The sequence below is a fragment of the Burkholderia lata genome (assembly GCF_000012945.1).
Lineage (GTDB): Bacteria > Pseudomonadota > Gammaproteobacteria > Burkholderiales > Burkholderiaceae > Burkholderia > Burkholderia lata.
In genome coordinates this window covers 2162687-2180874 of the sequence record NC_007510.1, presented here as the reverse complement: position 1 = coordinate 2180874, position 18188 = coordinate 2162687, and the positions used below count along the sequence as shown (strand labels likewise).

Here is an 18188-nt window from a genome sequence, read left to right as displayed (position 1 = left end):
GTCAATCGGCCGGCTGACGGCGCGGCGGACGTCGCTTGACGGGCGTCTTCGGCCGTTCGATGCGCTCGTACAGGCGGAAGCGCTCGTCGCGGTCGGCGGCGCGGCGGCCTTCCCACACGAGACGCCACACATATTGCGACATCGAGCTCGGCTCGCCGAAGTCCGCGCGGTCCTGGCGCAGGATCACGTCGCAATCGCCGGAGAAATCGAAGCGCATGTTGCCGAAATACGCGAAGGTCGCGATCTGCGCGTCACCGAGCCGCACGGGCGAGATGCACTCGTAGTCGGACGGCAGGTGTACCGCGATCTGCTGCGCGACATCGCGATAGGTCCGGCCGTAGTTGACGATCGGCAGCCACAGCGTCATCAGCAGTACCCACATCAGCGTGGTGCCCGCACCCGACAGCACGACGCTGCGCCACAGCACCTTCGGCTGCCGCGAGATGCGCCAGCGCACGAGGAAGCACCAGCACACGGTGGCGATCACCGCGCAGATGAACGACAGGATCTTGAAGTGCGGCTCGTAGCCGGGCACGAGGCGGGCGAGGTTCCGCGCGAGCGGATGCGGGAAGCCCGTGATCGATGCGAGCCACACGAGCCACACGAAGGTGCCGAGGATCGTGAAGCTCAGCACCGCGAACCAGTCGATCGCGTTGATCGCGCCGCGCTTGAGGGTCGGCAGCGCGAACGTCGCGAGCACCGCGAGCGGCGGCAGCAGCAGCATGTACATGCGGTTCGACTGCTGGCTCTGCAGGATCACGAGCGCGACGAGCGGCACGGCGACCGACAGCGGAATCGCGATGTGCGCCCGGCGGCGCATGCCGGCCCAGCTCCACCATGCCCAGATCGCGAGCGGCCATGCGGGCCACGTGAACAGCGGCAGGTTCTTCGCCGCATAGCCGAGCACGGCGGTCGGCGGGCCCGAAAAGCGCATCAGGCTGCCGTGGATCCACTGGTTGAAGAACCATGCGGCGTCGTCGGGCGCCGCGACGAACGCGGCCAGCGGCCACAGCGCGAAGATCGCGGCCGCGAGCGGCACGCCGACCAGCGGCAGGCGCAGGTTGCGCATCTCGGGCGTGACGAGCCACAGCACGGCCGTGCCGGCGAGCAGGGCGACGACCAGCACCGGATTGCCGGACAGTGCGACGAGGCCCATCGCGAGGCCCCACCACAGCGCGCCCTGCATCGGCTTGTCGATACCGCGCACGATCCCGTAGACGAGCATCGCGATCCACGCGAACTGCGCGAGTTGCGGCGTCGTTTCATGCCCGCGCTCCGCGAGGCCGAAGCAGGCGACGAGTACCAGCAGCGCGCCGTCGGCGAGCGTGCGGCCGTAGTCGCGCGGCTCGGGCTCGCCGCCGAATGCGTATTTGAACGGCTGGACCTCGGCACGCCGGCCGAGCAGGTAGGCTGCATACCAGACGAAGGCGCACGCGACGCAGAACAGCACGCCGGTATCGACGCGCGACGCGTTGCTCGCGTCGACCCACGGGCCCAGGCCGCGGATCGACAGCGCGCCGAGCCAGTAGCCGAGCGGCCCGTCGGTCGTGATGAACTTGCCGACCAGGTTCGGCAGCAGCCAGTCGTGCCAGCCGCCCTTGGCCATCGTCCACATCACGCCGAAGCCTGCCGCGTCCTCGTTCTTCCACGGGTCGCGGCCGAACAGGCCGAACGCTGCGTAGACGAAGCAGAGCGTAAGCAGCAGCCAGCGCGGTAGCGCGCGCGTGGCGGAGGCGGTGAGACGGACGACAGGCTTCATGCAGATGAGCGATTTGTTATGGGCGGGTGGCCGGCGCGGATGCGCGCGGTGGAGCCGGTTTCGAGCATCCGGCATTGTAGACGCGCCCGCTGTTGCGCGTCAGGTCGTTGCCCGGGCGCCGGCTGGCGCCTGCCGGGCGAGCAGAGACAAAAAAGGGCAGCCTGGGCTGCCCTTTTGTGCGGTACCGGTGCAATGCAACCACCGGATGCAATGCGAAGCTTACTTCGCCTTGCCGCTGGCGCGAACGCCGAACTTGTTCTTGAACTTCTCGACACGGCCTGCCGTGTCCATGATCTTTTGCTGACCCGTGTAGAACGAGTGCGATTCCGACGACACTTCGATCTTGGCGAGCGGGTAGGTCTTGCCGTCGAGTTCGATGTTTTCGCGCGTCTGGATCGTCGAGCGCGTGATGAACTTGAAGCCGTTCGACATGTCTTGGAAGACGACTTCGCGGTAGTTCGGGTGGATGCCTTCTTTCATGGTCTTTCCTTGGTGAGAGCGGTAGCCAACCCGCCGCTTGCCGTGCCGGAGCGCGCACATTGCGCAAACCGGAGGACGCCAAGCCCGGCGCGAGCCACTTGCCTAAGGTCGAAAAACGGCGATTATGCCAGAAAATCAGATGGTTGACGAATAATTTTCACGCTGCGTCGAGTGCGCCGGTGCCGGCCGGATCCTGCCGGTAGTAGCGCGCGAGCAGCCGGTACAGCTCCGGAAATTCGGACTCGAACGCTTTCGGCCGCACGAACAGCGCCTCGCTGCATACCGCGAAGAATTCCGACGGGTGGTCGGCCGCATACGGGTCGATCAGCGAATCCCGCTCGAAGCGCGCCCACGCGCGGTCCGGCACCGCGTCGACGCGCGCGCAGAACTGGTCGTACGCGTGCTCGAACACGTCGGCCCAGGCCTGCGCATCGAGGTGCGGCGCGTGCCAGCGGCGAAATAGGGGCGGATAGCCGTCGGCCGCGCCGTTGAGCATGTCGATCTTGTGCGCGAACTCGTGGATCACGACGTTGTACGCGTCACGGCCGTCCGTCATCTGCGCGTCTTCCCAGGACAGGATCACGGGGCCGCCTTCCCAGGCCTCGCCGCTCGCATCCTGCTCGACTTCGTGGACGACGCCGTCCTCGTCCTGCACCGTCTTGCGGATCACGAATTCGCCCGGATACACGACGACGCCGACCCAGCCGTCGTACAGCGACAAGTCGAGATTCAGCACGGGCAGGCAGGCCTGCGCGGCGATCGCGACGATCATCGCGTCTGTCAGCTCCAGCCCGTGGGCGGTCGAGAACGATTTCTTCGCGACGAACAGGCTCGTCAGCTCGCGCAGCCGGCCGAGCGCGTCGGGCGACAGCGCCGCGAGGAACGGCAGGCGCTCGACGGTGTCCTGCCACAGCGCGTCGGGGATCGGGTGGCTGCGCAGCGCGCGGTCGCGGCGGCGGTCGTCGAACCAGCGGGTCAGTTTCGAGAGCATGAAGGCGGCTCGCGGAAATCCAAAGCCTGTCTTTTAACTCAATCGATCTCTTTTTGCCATGCCGCAAAGAGGCCGCCGACCAGCGCCACACCCGCCAGGAAGTAAAAGCCGTCGAGCGATGCGAGGAACGACGCCTGTTGCGCGACCATCCGCGCGATCGATGCGATCGCGAGGCCGTGCGCCTCGTTCAGCGCGTGGCCGGCGGCGGCATAGCTGCGCGTCAGTGTGTCGACGGTCTGCTGGAACACCGGGTCGAACACGTTCGCGCGCTCGACAAGCCGCGTCTGGTGCAGGGCCACGCGGTGCTGTTCGACGATGATCACCGACGACGTCGCGAACGAGATCGTCAGTTGCCGCACAATGTTCTTCAACCGGTAGCCATGCGTGTATTCGTCGATCGCGAAGATCCGGAACGTCAGGTTGGCCACCGGCAGCACGATGAAGAGCAGCAGTAGCCCGCGCAGCAGCAGCGGGACGATCAGCGCAGCTTCGCCGACCTGCGGCGTCATCCGCGTCATCCACAGCGCGGCCGTGATGGCGATCGCGAACCCCGGCACGACGAACCACTTCTTGTGCGTGACGAATTTCGCGTAACGCAGGTACGCGAACAGCGCGGTGGCTGAAATCAGCGACATCGTGCCCACCAGCCGCCCGGCGTTCTCGACCGGGTAACCGAGCCCGCCTTCGAGAAACCGCGACGTCAGGTAACTGAAGCCGGTCGACTCGTAGTAATAGAACATGTACAGCAGCAGCCCGACCTGGAAAGTCCGTTCTCGGAACGCGTGCAGGCGCACGAGCGGCGTCGGATGGTTCCACTGGTGATACGCGAACCACGCCAGCGCGCCGACCCCCGCGATCGTCAGCAGGATCAGCATCGGCGAGCCGCTGTAGAGCTGGTAATGCACTTGTTGCAGCACGATCTGCAATGCGCCTTGCGCGAGCGCGAACACGACATACGGCCAGAAGTGCCCGGAGCCGCGTTCGTCGTCGGGCGTCCGGCCCGAATCGGGCAGCGTGAGCAGCGCGAGGATCGCGAATGCGATGCCGGCCGGCGCCGAGCACGCAAACAGCGCGCGCCACGTTGAATGTGCGACGAGCAGGCCGCCGACGATCGGCGCGAGCGCGCTGCCGAGCAGGATCATGATCAGGAACGCGCGCGTCGCGGGCGGCCGTTCCTGCGGCTTGAAACTGACCTGGATCAGGATCCGGCACGCGCCCATCATCGGGCCGATGAAATACCCCTGGAAACCGCGCGCGAACGCGAGTTCGAGCGACGTGTCGGCGAGCGCGGCTGCGATCGCGCCGAACGAGAACATCAGCATGCAGCCGGCGACGTAGCGGCGATGGCCGAGCCGGTCGACCCACCATTGCTGCTGCAGGATGCCGAGCACGGCCGTGACCGCGTAGGCGCTCGACGACCACACGAGTTCGTCGGGCGATGCGTTGATGCCGCCCGCGATGTAGCTCGCGAAGAACGAGAAGACCGCGTTGTCGAAATAGTCGATGCCGGTGACGAGCGCGAGCGCCCACGGGAACAGGTCCGCGCGCAGGTTCGCGCGGCTCCACAGCGGCGAGCGACCGGGCATCGCACTCATTCGCGCGCCTTGCGCGAGCGCCGCGTGCCGGCTTCCGCCTGCCGCTGCGCGATCAGCGCATCGGCGTTTTCGCCGGCAAGACGCCGATCGACGTAGTCGATGTCGTGCTGCAGCTCCTTGCGCAACGTGACGGCTTCCTTCAGTTCGCGCTGGACGGCCGCGATCCGCCGGTCGAGTGTGTCGATCTGCTCGGCAAGGCCGGTGCGAATGTCGCGCAGCGACGCGTCCGAGTAGCGGCGCCGGCCGTCGCCCGTTTCTTCCAGCGGGCGCTTCAGCATTTCGGTGATGCCGTGCAGCGAGAAGCCGAGCGCGCGCAGCCGCAGGATGCGCGCGAAGCGCTCGAGGTCGGCTTCGTCGTAGAGGCGGTAGCGGCCTTCGCTGCGCGACGGCGTGACGAGCCCGCGCTCTTCGTAATACTTCAGCGTGCGCGGCGTGACGCCGAGCCGTGAAGCCGCATCGCTCACGGTCAGCAGCGGGGTGGAGGCGTCGTTCGGCATCGGGAGGCGGGAGATTCGGTGTGGGCGATGATGCGATTATAGATCAACCTGTACGTTCACGTTTAGGTTGGAACCAAAAAACGGCCGCCAGGCAGGATGCGCGGGCGGCCGTCTTTCTGGTGCGGGGCGGGGGTGATTAGCCGCCGCGGCGCATCAGGTCGAAGAACTCGGAGTTGCTCTTCGTCTGGCGGATCTTGTCGAGCAGGAATTCCATTGCTTCGACTTCGTCCATGTCGTGGATGAACTTGCGCAGCACCCAGATCTTCTGAAGGATCTCGGGCTTGATCAGCATTTCTTCGCGACGCGTGCCCGACTTGTTCAGGTTGATCGACGGATACACGCGCTTTTCCGCGAGGCGGCGCTCGAGGTGCACTTCCATGTTGCCGGTGCCCTTGAACTCTTCGTAGATCACGTCGTCCATGCGGCTGCCGGTTTCGATCAGCGCGGTGCCGATGATCGTCAGCGAACCGCCTTCCTCGATGTTGCGCGCCGCGCCGAAGAAGCGCTTCGGACGCTGCAGTGCGTTTGCGTCGACACCACCCGTCAGCACCTTGCCCGATGCCGGGATCACGGTGTTGTACGCGCGTGCGAGACGTGTGATCGAGTCGAGCAGAATCACGACGTCATGCTTCATTTCGACGAGGCGCTTGGCCTTCTCGATCACCATTTCGGCGACCTGGACGTGGCGCGTGGCCGGTTCGTCGAACGTCGATGCGATCACTTCGCCGGCGACCGAGCGCTGCATTTCGGTCACTTCTTCAGGGCGCTCGTCGATCAGCAGCACGAACAGGATCACGTCCGGGTGGTTCTGCTTGATCGCGTGTGCGATGTGCTGGAGCATCACGGTCTTGCCCGACTTCGGCGACGCGACGAGCAGGCCGCGCTGGCCCTTGCCGATCGGCGCGATCATGTCGATGATGCGGCCCGTGACGTTTTCCTCGCCGCGCATTTCGCGTTCGAGCGACAGCGGCTTGTTCGGGTGCAGCGGCGTGAGGTTCTCGAACATGATCTTGTGTTTCGAGGCCTCGGGCGGCTGCCCGTTGACTTTGTCGACCTTCACCAGCGCGAAGTAGCGCTCGCCGTCCTTCGGCGTGCGGACTTCACCTTCGATGGTGTCGCCGGTGTGCAGGTTGAAGCGGCGGATCTGCGACGGGCTGATATAGATGTCGTCGGTGCTCGCGAGGTACGACATTTCCGGCGAGCGCAGGAAGCCGAAGCCGTCCGGCAGCACTTCGAGCGTACCGTCGCCGAAGATCGTCTCACCCGTCTTGGCGCGCTTTTTAAGAATGGCAAACATCAACTCCTGCTTGCGCAGGCGGTTCGCGTTTTCGATCTCCAGGCCATTGGCCATTTCGATCAGTTCGGAGACGTGCAGAGACTTGAGCTCGGATAAATGCATACGGAGAACCCGCCAGGGAGGAGACGACGAAAGAAATAAAGGGAGGAGGGCGAGCGGAAGCGCTCAGAGACTTAAATGCGTCTTGTCGACGTTTTTTAATTCTAGCATAGGCCGATTCGCGCTTGAGCGAGCGATCGGCGGCTTGTCGACGGACGTGTTGCCGGTTGACAACACGTCCGCGGAACTGCCTGTATTACAGGTGGCTGTCCAGGAATGCGGTGAGCTGCGACTTCGACAGCGCGCCGACCTTCTGCGCGGCGGCCGCGCCGTTCTTGAACAGGATCAGCGTCGGGATGCCGCGCACGCCGAACTTCGCGGGCGTTGCCTGGTTGTCGTCGACGTTGATCTTCGCGATCTGCAGCTTGTCGCCGTAATCCTTCGCGACTTCGTCGAGGATCGGGGCGATCATCTTGCACGGGCCGCACCATTCGGCCCAGAAATCGACGAGCACGGGCTTGTCGGACTTGACGACGTCCTGTTCGAACGATGCGTCGCTGATGTGTTTGATCTGTTCGCTCATTGGGTCAATACCTCTTACGGTTCGGGGACTGCCTGCTTGCGCGTTGCGGCGTACCGGCTGCCGTTGGCTGCCGGCCGCTGCGGCAGGTCACTCCGCTCTCCGGAAAGGAGGGGTGTAAGCGCTGCATGCCGCGGCTCGCGGGTCGTTCGGGCGTCATATTAGCCTAAATTGCTATCTGCTGCGGGCGGCGATAGTAGCCGCTACGCGAGTAGGGGTACGACGCGACGTTCGACCGTTGTGTCCAGCAGGTGGAGGCCGGCCCGCAAATTACAAGAGGTGGGTGCGCATGCAATTCGCATCGGGCGAGCTTCATGCAGCCCGGTGCGCGTCGGTTTGTCGGGTCATATGCGTATTGGTGCGAACAAACGGTCGCATTCATCCGGAAGCGGTGATAGAATATGCCGTGACGGGCCTCCTCGCATGGTGGGGCGGTGAACCTGGTCAGGTCGGGAACGAAGCAGCCACAATCGTTTTCCGCCAGTGCCGAGGGTTGGGCTCGTCACCTTCCTTCTCGCCCCATTCGCCGGGCGTTTTTTATTTCCGCATCACTCTCCGTTTTGCCTGCCCGTTGCCTGTCTTCCGCACCGTTTCGCGTGTCGGCGCGACGCAGCGTTACTGATACAATTTCCCGATGACCTATCAAGTTCTCGCACGCAAGTGGCGTCCGAAGGATTTCGCTTCGCTCGTCGGCCAGGAGCACGTCGTCAGGGCGCTTACGCACGCGCTCGACGGCGGGCGTCTCCATCACGCCTATCTGTTTACCGGAACCCGCGGTGTCGGCAAGACGACGCTGTCGCGGATCTTCGCCAAGGCACTCAACTGTGAAACCGGCGTCACGTCGCAGCCGTGCGGCGTGTGTCGAGCCTGTCGCGAGATCGACGAAGGGCGTTTCGTCGATTACGTCGAGATGGATGCCGCGAGCAACCGCGGCGTCGATGAAATGGCCGCGCTGCTCGAGCGCGCGGTGTACGCGCCCGTCGATGCGCGCTTCAAGGTCTACATGATCGACGAAGTGCACATGCTGACGAATCACGCGTTCAACGCGATGCTGAAGACGCTCGAAGAGCCGCCGCCGCACGTCAAGTTCATCCTCGCGACGACCGATCCGCAGAAAATTCCCGTCACCGTGCTGTCGCGCTGCCTGCAGTTCAACCTGAAGCAGATGCCGGCCGGGCACATCGTGTCGCATCTCGAACGGATCCTCGGCGAAGAGCAGATCACGTTCGAGCCGCAGGCACTGCGCCTGCTCGCGCGCGCTGCGCAGGGCAGCATGCGCGATGCGCTGTCGCTCACCGACCAGGCGATCGCCTATTCGGCGAACGAGGTGACCGAGTCGGCCGTGTCGGGCATGCTCGGCGCGCTCGACCAGACTTACATGGTGCGTCTGCTCGACGCGCTTGCCGCAGGCGGCGGCCCGGAAATCCTCGCGATTGCCGACGAGATGTCGCTGCGCAGCCTGTCGTTCTCGACCGCGCTTCAGGATCTCGCGAGCCTGCTGCACCGGATCGCGTGGGCGCAGTTCGCGCCGGGCTCGGTGCTCGACGAATGGCCCGAAGCAGGCGACCTGCGCCGCTTCGCCGACACGTTAAGCCCCGAGCAGGTCCAGTTGTTCTATCAGATCGCGACGGTCGGTCGCGCCGAGCTCGGCCTGGCGCCGGACGAGTACGCCGGTTTCACGATGACGCTGCTGCGGATGCTCGCGTTCGAGCCGGCGGTTGCTGCCGGCAGTGCGACGGGCGGCCAGCCGTCCGTGCCGCGTGCGGTGCCGGGCCCGCGCGTCGCGGCAGCATCGGTTGCGGCGGCGAAGCCGGCATCGGCTGCACCTGCCGAAGCAGTGCGGCAGCAGGCCGTTGCACCGGCAGCGCCCGCGGTACCCGCGGCACCGGTTGTGCATACAGCGCCGGTGCAGTCCGGCGACGAAACGGACCGGCCGGCCGTAAAGCCGGCTGCCGTCCAGGCCGCCGCGCCGGCCCCGGTTGACGCGCCAGTCATCGAAACGCCGCAGCCGCAGACGGCTGCAGCACCGCAAGCGGAGCCGGCCGGCGATACCCCGGCGCCTGTCCGCAAGGAGCCCGAGTCGCCTGCCGTCGTTGAGCAGCGAAGCGACGAGCCGGCTGCGCCGTCCGAACCGACGCCGCGCGCTGCGCCGCCTGAGCCCGCTGCACGTCCGGCGGCGCGTTCCGGAGGCGCTGCCGCCGCGCTCGACGTGTTGCGCAATGCGGGGATGCGCGTGTCGTCCGACCGCGGGCGCGCAGGTGCCGCCCCAGCCGCTAAACCGGCAGCCCAGCCGGCTGCCGAGAAACCGGTCGCACCGCGTCCCGCTGCCGTACAGGTGCCGACGCCGCGCGCCGCGGCCCGTGCGCCGCAGGCAGCCGATTCGCGTCAGGCCTCGCCGCCGTGGGAAGACATCCCGCCCGACGACTACGTGCCCCTCAGCGCCGACGAAATGTTCGGCGGCCCGCCCGACGATGGCTTCGTGCCGGTGTTCGACAGCGGCCCCGACGATGTGCGCGTGACGCCGAGGCCGGCGGAAACCCGTCCGTCCGCACCGGTCGACACGCGTCCGTTGCCGCCCGCGATCGCACTCGATCCGGTCGGCTTCGACGGCGAATGGCCGGCACTGGCTGCACGGCTGCCGCTCAAGGGCGTCGCGTACCAGCTTGCGTTCAACAGCGAACTGACGGCCGTCGATGCGACGACGTTGAAACTTTCCGTGCCGGTGCCGCAATATGCGGACGCCGCGCAGGTGGCGAAGCTGAAGGCCGCGCTGGCCGATGCGCTCGGCAAGCCGGTCGAGGTGGCCGTCGAAGTCGGGCCCGCACGGCGTACGGCGGCGGCGCTCGATGCGGCCGCGCGCGCGGCACGCCAGCGCGAGGCCGAGCAGGAGATTCACGGCGATCCGTTCGTCCAGCAGCTCGTGCGCGATTTCGGTGCGCGCATCGTCGAGGGTTCGGTGCGCCCGCTTGCCGACGCGGCGCCGGACGGCCCGCCGCCGACGCTGCATTGAACTGACCGCCCCGCGACAGGCACAATCACGCCCACACATTGGCCGGCACGCGCCGCGTGCCGGTTTTCACACGATCAAGAAGGAGTATTCCCATGTTGAAAGGCAACCTCGCCGGACTGATGAAGCAAGCGCAGCAAATGCAGGAAAACATGAAGAAGATGCAGGAGCAGCTTGCGCTGATCGAAGTCGAAGGGCAGTCGGGCGCCGGCCTCGTCAAGGTGACGATGACGTGCCGCAACGAAGTACGTCGCGTGTCGATCGACCCGAGCCTGCTCGCGGACGACAAGGACATGCTCGAGGATCTCGTCGCGGCTGCGTTCAACGACGCCGTGCGCAAGGCCGAAGCGACGTCGCAGGAAAAAATGAGCGGCATGACGTCGGGCCTGCCGCTGCCCCCGGGCTTCAAGCTGCCGTTCTGAGCGTAGCGTCCGTGCCACTTTTTGCTGCCGTATGAAACAGCCGTCCGCCCTGTCTGCTCTCGTCGAAGCATTGCGCGTGCTGCCCGGCGTCGGGCCGAAATCCGCCCAGCGCATGGCGGTCCACCTGATGCAGCACGATCGGGAGGGCGCGGAGCGGCTCGGCCGGTCGCTGCTGTTCGCGACCGAGCACCTGCAGCACTGCGAGAAGTGCAACACGTTCACCGAAGCGCAGATCTGCGAGGTCTGCAGCGACGAAGAGCGTGATCCGACGCTGCTGTGCGTCGTCGAGACGCCTGCCGATCAGATCATGCTCGAGCAGACGATGACTTACCGCGGGCTGTATTTCGTGCTGATGGGCCGGCTGAGCCCGCTCGACGGGATCGGCCCGAAGGAAATCCATTTCGACCGCCTCGTGCGGCGCGCGTCCGACGGCGTCGTCAAGGAAGTCGTGCTCGCGACCAACTTCACGAACGAAGGCGAAGCCACCGCGCACTACCTCGGCCAGACGCTGAAGGCGCGCGGGCTCGCGGTCACGCGCCTCGCGCGCGGCGTGCCGGTGGGCGGCGAGCTCGAATACGTCGACGCGGGCACCATCGCCCGCGCGATGCTCGACCGCCGCACTATGTAAGCCGGGCGCCGCTGCCAGGCGGCGCCGTTCCTCATACCAGGGAGACACATGAGCACCAGCCAGGGCCCGCTTGCGGGCGTCAAAGTGCTCGAATTCGGAACGCTGATCGCGGGACCGTTCGCGTCGCGGCTGTTCGCCGAATTCGGCGCGGAAGTGATCAAGATCGAGGATCCGAACGGCGGCGACCCGCTGCGCAAGTGGCGCAAGCTCCATCCGGAGCAGGGCGGCACGTCGCTGTGGTGGTCCGTCCAGGCGCGCAACAAGAAATCGGTCACGCTCAACCTGAAGGCCGACGCCGGCAAGGCGATCGCGCGGCAACTCGCGCGCGAGGCCGACATCGTGATCGAGAACTTCCGCCCGGGCCTGCTCGAAAAGCTCGGGCTCGGCTACGACGTGCTGTCGGCCGACAACCCGGGCCTCGTGATGGTGCGCTTGTCGGGTTACGGGCAGACGGGCCCGTACCGCGATCGGCCCGGCTTCGGCGCGATCGCCGAATCGATGGGCGGGCTGCGTCACATCACCGGCTATCCCGAGCTGCCGCCGCCGCGCATCGGCATCTCGATCGGCGATTCGATCGCCGCGCTGCACGGCGTGATCGGCGCGCTGATGGCGCTGCATCACCGCAAGGTCAACGGCGGCGCGGGGCAGGTGGTCGACGTTGCACTGTATGAAGCCGTCTTCAACATGATGGAAAGCGTGGTGCCCGAATACGGCGTGTACGGGATGGTGCGCGAGCGTACCGGCGCGTCGCTGCCGGGCATCGTGCCGTCGAATACGTACGCGTGCCGTGACGGCAGCATCGTGATCGGCGGCAACAGCGATCCGATCTTCAAGCGCCTGATGAAAGCGATCGAGCGCGACGACCTCGCCGACGATCCCGCGCTTGCGCAAAACGACGGGCGCGTGCCGCGCACGCAGGAGATCGACGATGCGATCGCTGCGTGGCTCGCGCCGCGCACGATCGAAGAAGCGCTTGTCGTGCTCAATGCAGCCGACGTGCCGGCCGGGCGCATCTATAGCGCGGCCGACATGTTCACCGATCCGCAGTTCGTCGCACGGCGGATGATCCAGCGCTTCAAGCTGGCCGACGGCACCGACATTCCGCTGCCGAACATCACGCCGAAGCTGTCCGACACGCCGGGCGAAACGCGCTGGCTCGGGCCCGAACTCGGCGAGCATACGGACGAGGTGCTGCGTGGCCTCGGCTACGACGCGCCGGCGATTGCCGCACTGCGCGACGCGGGCGCGATTTGAGCACCCTCGGGCCTGGCGTTTCGCGCCAGGCTCCCGGAACGGAGCGTTCGCCAACGGGGCTCCGTTAGCGGGGGAAAACCCGGGCCGGCGCGGCGCTTTCCTGAGCACGCAGAACGCCGCACCGCACCGCAACGGCGCTGCGTGTCCGGGTGCCCGCAGCTGTCCATCCGCAGTCGCCGGACTGTCGCTCTCGCGCCATCTTTCCTCGGTTACAATCGCCGGATGCGAATCCTACTCAGCAACGACGACGGCTATCTCGCCCCCGGTCTCGCCGCGCTCAGCGACGCGCTGCAGCCGCTGGCCGAGCTCACGGTGATCGCGCCCGAGCAGAACTGCAGCGGCGCGTCGAATTCCCTCACGTTGTCGCGGCCGCTGTCGGTGCAGCGCGCGGCGAGTACGGGTTTCTTCTACGTGAACGGCACGCCGACCGATTCGGTACACGTCGCGTTGACGGGGATGGCCGACGCCAGGCCGGATCTCGTCGTTTCCGGGATCAACAACGGCCAGAACATGGGCGAAGACACGCTCTATTCGGGGACAGTTGCGGCCGCCACCGAAGGCATCATGTTCGGCGTGCCGGCGATCGCATTCTCGCTGGTCGACAAGGGCTGGGCCCATCTGCCGGACGCCGCGCGCGTCGCCGCGGAAATCGTCAAGCACTACCTCGCGCATCCGCTGCCGGGCCAGCCGTTGCTGAACGTCAATATTCCGAACCTGCCGTACGACGAACTGAAAGGCTGGAAGGTCACGCGCCTCGGCAAGCGACATCCGTCGCAGCCGGTGATTCGCCAGACCGACCCGCGCGGTGAACCGATCTACTGGATCGGCGCAGCGGGCGAAGCGCTGGACGCCAGCGACGGCACCGATTTTCACGCAGTGGCAAACGGTTTCGTGTCGATCACGCCGCTGCAGCTGGACCTCACGCATACGCAGATGCTGCCCGCGACGCGCGAATGGGCGCGCGCCGGAGGGCGGGCTTCATGAGCGGCGAGCGCGCGAAGCGGTTCCCGCTCGCGCTCGAAGATCTCAAGCGAGCGCCACGCAAGTCGGAAGGTCGGGCCGGCGAACGCCATGCGGCGGTCGCGGGTTCGAAGGCCGCCGACAAGCCCGCGGCCGTGCTGAAGCCGGTTGCGGTGAAGCCTGCTGCGGTGCGTACGGCATTGCCCGGTTCCGCCGCCGCGAAGCCGGCGACCGCACCGAAGCCGACCGCGCTGAAGCCCGCGATGCCGAAGCCGGCCGCGCCGAGCGTCGCGCCGGCCGGCGCGTTTGCGCTCACGTCGGAACGTGTGCGCGAACGGATGGTCGAACGGCTGCGCGCGAACGGTGTGACCGACGCGCGCGTGCTGGAAGCGATGGCCGCGGTGCCGCGACACATGTTCGTGGATCCGGGGCTCGCGACGCAGGCTTACGAGGATTCGGCGTTGCCGATCGGCCACCAGCAGACCATTTCAAAGCCGTCGGTCGTCGCGCGCATGATCGAGCTCGCGATGGCCGGCCGCACGCTCGAGCGCGTGCTCGAGATCGGCACGGGCTGCGGCTACCAGGCCGCCGTGCTGAGTCACGTGGCACGCGACGTGTATTCGATTGAACGCATCAAGCCGCTCTACGAGCGCGCGAAGCTGAACCTGCGGCCGCTGCGCGTGCCGAACATCCGTCTGCACTACGGCGACGGGCGTGTCGGCCTGCCGTCCGCGGCCCCGTTCGACGCGATCGTGATCGCGGCGGCGGGGCTCGACGTGCCGCAGGCGCTGCTCGAGCAGCTTGCGATCGGCGGGCGGCTCGTCGCGCCGGTCGGCGCGCAGAGCGGGCAGCACCAGGTGCTCACGCTCGTCGAGCGCGTCGCGCACGCGCAATGGCGGGAGTCACGGCTTGATCGCGTTTTCTTTGTCCCTTTAAAATCCGGAGTAATTTGAAACCGATGAGTATGTTGCGCGCGATGCAAAACAACCGTTCCAGGGAACCGCTCACGCTCGCCCAGCGCGCGATCTGCGTAGCTGCGTTCTCCACGCTTCTGGCCGCCTGTGCGACGCGGCTCGACAACGCGCCCGTCGTCGATCGCTCCGGTTCGCTCGGCACGACCGGCACCGCGCAGCCCGCGGCGCCGCTCCCCCCGGCGCCGCCGGGTTACTACCGGGTGAAGCCGGGCGACACCCTGTACCGGATCGCACTCGAAAACGGGCAGAACTATCGCGACATCGCCGCGTGGAACAACCTGGTGAACCCGAATCAGATCGAAGTCGACCAGCTGCTGCGTGTTTCGCCGCAAGCCGGTGCCGCCGTAGCGGGCACGCAGGTCGCCGCGCCGATCGCGGGCGCCGCCGTTGCGACCGCGCCGCTCAGCAGCGGCCCCGCAACGCCGGCCGCCGGTACGTCGTCGGTCGCGACGCCGCCTGCCGCGGCAGCCGCATCGAGCGATACGGCAGCCGCGCCGAGCGGCCCCGTGACGTTCGCGTGGCCCGCGCGCGGTCCCGTGCTGAACGGTTTCGACGACGCGAAGAACAAGGGCGTCAATATCGGCGGCACGGCCGGCGAGACCGTGAAGGCGGCGGCCGACGGTCGCGTCGTCTACTCCGGCAATGGTCTGCGCGGCTACGGCAACCTCATTATCATCAAGCACGATGCAACTTACCTCACGGCGTATGCACACAATCGCGCTTTGATGGTAAAAGAGGGGGACGCGGTAACGAAGGGGCAGAAGATCGCCGAGATGGGGAACAGCGATTCCGACCGCGTGATGCTGCATTTCGAGGTTCGCCGGCAGGGTAAACCTGTCGATCCGCTGAAGTATTTGCCGCCTCAATAACCGAGACGACCATGCCGAAATCGAAGCGCCACGAGCCGCAAGCCGAGTCTGAGAAAATCAGTCGAGCCACGCAAGCATCGGTGGGGCGAGCTGGTGCTTCGACGGACGACGAAGACGACGTCGCGGACAACGAGCGTGACCTCGAGGCACGCGACTCTGACTCGGAAGGCGGCGACGACGAGCGCGAAGGCCGTGCCGAGGCGGCGCCCGACGTCGACGATTTCCGCACGATGCTGCAGGCCGAACTCACGGCCGACACGATCCAGCATTACCTGAACCGCATCAGCGTGAAGCCGCTGCTCACCGTCGAGGAGGAGCAGCGTTATTCGCGTCTGGCCAAGGCCGGCGAATTCGAGGCGCGGCAGGTGATGATCGAGCGCAACCTGCGCCTCGTCGTCAGCATCGCGAAGGGGTATCTGAACCGTGGCGTGCCGCTTCTCGACCTGATCGAGGAAGGCAACCTCGGCCTGATGCATGCGATCGAGAAATTCGACCCGACGCGCGGCTTTCGTTTCTCGACCTACGCGACGTGGTGGATCCGGCAGAGCATCGAACGGGCGATCATGAACCAGGCCCGCACGGTGCGCCTGCCCGTGCACGTGATCCGCGAACTGAACCAGGTGCTGCGCGCGAAGCGCCATCTCGAAAAGAACTCGATGTCGACGGGCGAGGCGGCCGAGCGCCGCGAAGCCAGCATCGACGACATCGCCTATCTCACCGGCAAGACCGCCGAGGAAGTCACCGACATCCTCGCGCTCAACGAGCACACGGCGTCGCTCGACGCGCCGCTGGACCTCGATCCCGCGAGCAGCCTGCTCGACCTGCTGCCCGACGACCAGAGCCAGTCGCCTGACGCCGAGGTGCAGCACCGCGAGCTCGAGACGCTGACGCGCGCGTGGCTGTCTCGGCTGTCCGACAAGCACCGGCACGTGATCGAGCGCCGCTTCGGCCTGAACCACATCGAACCGGCGACGCTCGAGGAGCTGGCCGACGAGATGGGGCTCACGCGCGAGCGCGTGCGCCAGATCCAGCAGGAAGCGCTGGTGCGCCTCAAGCGGTTTTTCGCCTCCAACGGTGTGCGCAAGGACGCCGTTCTGTAACTGATGACTCCGATTCTTGTTTTTGACATCGAGACCATTCCCGATGTCGACGGCATTCGCCGTCTGGAAGACCTGCCCGCGACGCTCGACGATGCCGCGGTGGCCGAACATGCGTTCGCCGCCCGCCGCGAGAAGACCGGCAGCGATTTCCTGCCGCACCACCTGCAGCGCATCGCGGCGATCTCGTGCGTGTTTCGCGACAACAACGGGTTTCGCGTGCGCTCGCTCGGCACGCCGCAGGACAACGAAGCGACGCTGATCCAGTCGTTCTACCGCGTGATCGAGAAATACACGCCGCAGCTCGTGTCGTGGAACGGTGGCGGCTTCGATCTGCCGGTGCTCCATTACCGCGCGCTCGTGCACGGCGTCCCCGCGTCCCGTTACTGGGATCTCGGCGAGGACGACCGCGATTTCAAGTGGAACAACTACATCTCGCGCTACCACTCGCGGCATACCGACCTGATGGATGTGCTCGCGATGTATCAGGCGCGTGCGAATGCGCCGCTCGACGCGCTCGCGAAGATGTGCGGCTTTCCGGGCAAGCTCGGGATGGACGGCAGCCAGGTGTGGCCGGCGTTCCAGGCCGGTCGGATCGAGGAAATCCGCAACTATTGCGAAACCGACGTCGTCAATACCTACCTGCTGTATTGCCGGTTCCAGTTGATGCGCGGCGGCCTGACGCCGAGCGAGTATGCGGACGAGATCCTGCTCGTGAAGAACTCGCTCGCGCAGGAGCCTGCGTCGCACTGGGCCGAATACCTGGCCGGTTTCGACGCGTAGCGCGGGCGCGGTGTCCCACGGCCGGTGGCGCGATCATGCCAGTTCGAGCAGCACGGGCTGGTGATCCGACGCGCGCACATCGCCGTCGATCTCGCAGCGCGTAACGCGCGGCAGCAGCGTATCGGTCACGAACACGAAGTCGCATGCGAGCGGCCCCTCCGACCATTGCACCGTGTCGTAGACACCGGCCGTCGGCGGCGGCGTGCGGCCCGGGTGCCGTGCGACCCATGCGTCGACAAAGCGCGGCGCGTCTGCGATCGGCTCCATGAATCGGCGATAGGCCTCGCTGCCGAACGCGCTGTTGAAGTCGCCGCAGACGATCGCATCGCACGGCTGGCCGGTCGCGCTGAACGGCCCCTCGGCGGTTTCTGCAGGCGCCGGTCGTGCCGCATGCGCGCAGGCCTCGCGGTGCCGGTCGCGCAGTGCGTCGACCTGGGCGAGCCGCTGGCGCGCCGAATAATATTCCAGATGCGTGGTGACCACCCGCAGCGGCCCGAAGGGCGCCTGCAACTCGACGTCGAGCGCGATACGCGGCATCGACGGCGCGCCGGCGTCGGCCGGCCACGGCAGCAACTGGCGGAGCACGCGCCCGACCGGCAGCCGCGTCGCGATCGCATTGCCAAACTGACGGCGCGGTGCGCCGGTTTCGATCGGTGGCAAGTCGGCACCGATCGCTTCGACGATCGCATATCCGGGCAGCAGCGCCGCGAGTTCGGCGAACTGGTCGGCACCGGGCCGGCCGGGCAGTGCGCCGAAGCCGCGCGTGACCTCCTGCAGGCACAGCACGTCGAAGTCGCCGAGCGCGCGGATCGCCGCGACGGTGCGCGGAAGATCGACGGCGCCGTCCGCGTCCCGACCCCATTGGATGTTCCAGTCGATCAGTCGCAAGGTTGAATCTCCTGTCGGGCGGGTTTCGGGTCGAGGGACGCTCCCGGATCGGCTCCACGGGAACACCC

Annotated in this window: 17 protein-coding genes and 1 other RNA gene; 10 read left to right on the top strand and 8 right to left on the bottom strand. The window is 66.6% G+C overall.

Going from position 1 to position 18188, the window contains the following annotated elements; all coding sequences use genetic code 11:
• Position 1 precedes the first annotated feature (1 nt).
• From BCEP18194_RS15730 to trxA, 7 genes are all read right to left on the bottom strand, one after another.
• Entirely contained in the window at positions 2–1834 is a 1833-nt protein-coding gene (locus BCEP18194_RS15730) for an ArnT family glycosyltransferase (protein ID WP_011352279.1), read from the bottom strand.
• Between the two features lie 144 nt (positions 1835–1978).
• Complete coding sequence (locus BCEP18194_RS15725; RefSeq protein WP_006753671.1) at positions 1979–2239, bottom strand: type B 50S ribosomal protein L31; 261 nt, start codon at positions 2237–2239, stop codon at positions 1979–1981.
• Between the two features lie 157 nt (positions 2240–2396).
• A complete protein-coding gene (locus tag BCEP18194_RS15720) occupies positions 2397–3230 on the bottom strand; it encodes a zinc-dependent peptidase (protein ID WP_011352278.1) in 834 nt (277 codons plus the stop codon).
• A gap of 38 nt (positions 3231–3268) precedes the next feature.
• Positions 3269–4825 (bottom strand): MFS transporter, encoded by a 1557-nt coding sequence (locus tag BCEP18194_RS15715; protein WP_011352277.1) that lies wholly within the window; start codon positions 4823–4825, stop codon positions 3269–3271.
• Positions 4822–5322 carry a MerR family transcriptional regulator gene (locus BCEP18194_RS15710; protein ID WP_011352276.1) on the bottom strand — a complete coding sequence of 167 codons (501 nt, stop codon included), beginning with the start codon at positions 5320–5322 and terminating at the stop codon, positions 4822–4824. The genes BCEP18194_RS15715 and BCEP18194_RS15710 overlap by 4 nt, the downstream gene beginning before the upstream one ends.
• A gap of 136 nt (positions 5323–5458) precedes the next feature.
• Positions 5459–6721 carry a transcription termination factor Rho gene (rho, locus tag BCEP18194_RS15705; RefSeq protein ID WP_006478662.1) on the bottom strand — a complete coding sequence of 421 codons (1263 nt, stop codon included), beginning with the start codon at positions 6719–6721 and terminating at the stop codon, positions 5459–5461.
• Between the two features lie 193 nt (positions 6722–6914).
• Positions 6915–7241 (bottom strand): thioredoxin TrxA, encoded by a 327-nt coding sequence (trxA, locus tag BCEP18194_RS15700; protein WP_006402348.1) that lies wholly within the window; start codon positions 7239–7241, stop codon positions 6915–6917.
• A 405-nt stretch (positions 7242–7646) separates the two neighbouring features.
• On the opposite strand from trxA, the gene ffs reads away from it, so the two are divergent.
• The 10 genes from ffs (at position 7647) to BCEP18194_RS15655 (ending at position 17232) form a co-directional block, all read left to right on the top strand.
• Positions 7647–7745: signal recognition particle sRNA small type (gene ffs / locus BCEP18194_RS38775), an RNA gene on the top strand.
• Between the two features lie 127 nt (positions 7746–7872).
• Positions 7873–10248: a DNA polymerase III subunit gamma/tau gene (locus BCEP18194_RS15695; RefSeq protein ID WP_011352275.1), complete on the top strand. Its 2376-nt coding sequence runs from the start codon at positions 7873–7875 to the stop codon at positions 10246–10248.
• Between the two features lie 92 nt (positions 10249–10340).
• The gene (locus tag BCEP18194_RS15690) at positions 10341–10667 is read left to right on the top strand and encodes a YbaB/EbfC family nucleoid-associated protein (protein ID WP_006482124.1); all 327 of its coding nucleotides are present in this window, start codon (positions 10341–10343) and stop codon (positions 10665–10667) included.
• Positions 10668–10698: 31 nt separating this feature from the next.
• Complete coding sequence (gene recR / locus BCEP18194_RS15685) at positions 10699–11295, top strand: recombination mediator RecR (protein ID WP_006478665.1); 597 nt, start codon at positions 10699–10701, stop codon at positions 11293–11295.
• 48 nt (positions 11296–11343) lie between these two features.
• On the top strand, positions 11344–12549 hold the full coding sequence (locus BCEP18194_RS15680; protein WP_011352274.1) for a CaiB/BaiF CoA transferase family protein: 1206 nt from the start codon (positions 11344–11346) through the stop codon (positions 12547–12549).
• A 222-nt stretch (positions 12550–12771) separates the two neighbouring features.
• The gene (surE, locus tag BCEP18194_RS15675) at positions 12772–13533 is read left to right on the top strand and encodes a 5'/3'-nucleotidase SurE (protein WP_011352273.1); all 762 of its coding nucleotides are present in this window, start codon (positions 12772–12774) and stop codon (positions 13531–13533) included.
• Entirely contained in the window at positions 13530–14462 is a 933-nt protein-coding gene (locus BCEP18194_RS15670) for a protein-L-isoaspartate(D-aspartate) O-methyltransferase (protein ID WP_011352272.1), read from the top strand. The genes surE and BCEP18194_RS15670 overlap by 4 nt, the downstream gene beginning before the upstream one ends.
• Before the next feature lie 5 nt (positions 14463–14467).
• Positions 14468–15352, top strand: coding sequence for a peptidoglycan DD-metalloendopeptidase family protein (locus BCEP18194_RS15665; RefSeq protein WP_011352271.1), 885 nt, complete (start codon positions 14468–14470; stop codon positions 15350–15352).
• Between the two features lie 11 nt (positions 15353–15363).
• Positions 15364–16452 carry an RNA polymerase sigma factor RpoS gene (gene rpoS / locus BCEP18194_RS15660; protein ID WP_011352270.1) on the top strand — a complete coding sequence of 363 codons (1089 nt, stop codon included), beginning with the start codon at positions 15364–15366 and terminating at the stop codon, positions 16450–16452.
• 3 nt (positions 16453–16455) lie between these two features.
• On the top strand, positions 16456–17232 hold the full coding sequence (locus BCEP18194_RS15655) for a 3'-5' exonuclease (RefSeq protein WP_011352269.1): 777 nt from the start codon (positions 16456–16458) through the stop codon (positions 17230–17232).
• Positions 17233–17265: 33 nt separating this feature from the next.
• On the opposite strand, the gene BCEP18194_RS15650 is transcribed toward BCEP18194_RS15655, so the two are convergent.
• Positions 17266–18120 carry an endonuclease/exonuclease/phosphatase family protein gene (locus BCEP18194_RS15650; protein ID WP_011352268.1) on the bottom strand — a complete coding sequence of 285 codons (855 nt, stop codon included), beginning with the start codon at positions 18118–18120 and terminating at the stop codon, positions 17266–17268.
• Positions 18121–18188 lie beyond the last annotated feature (68 nt).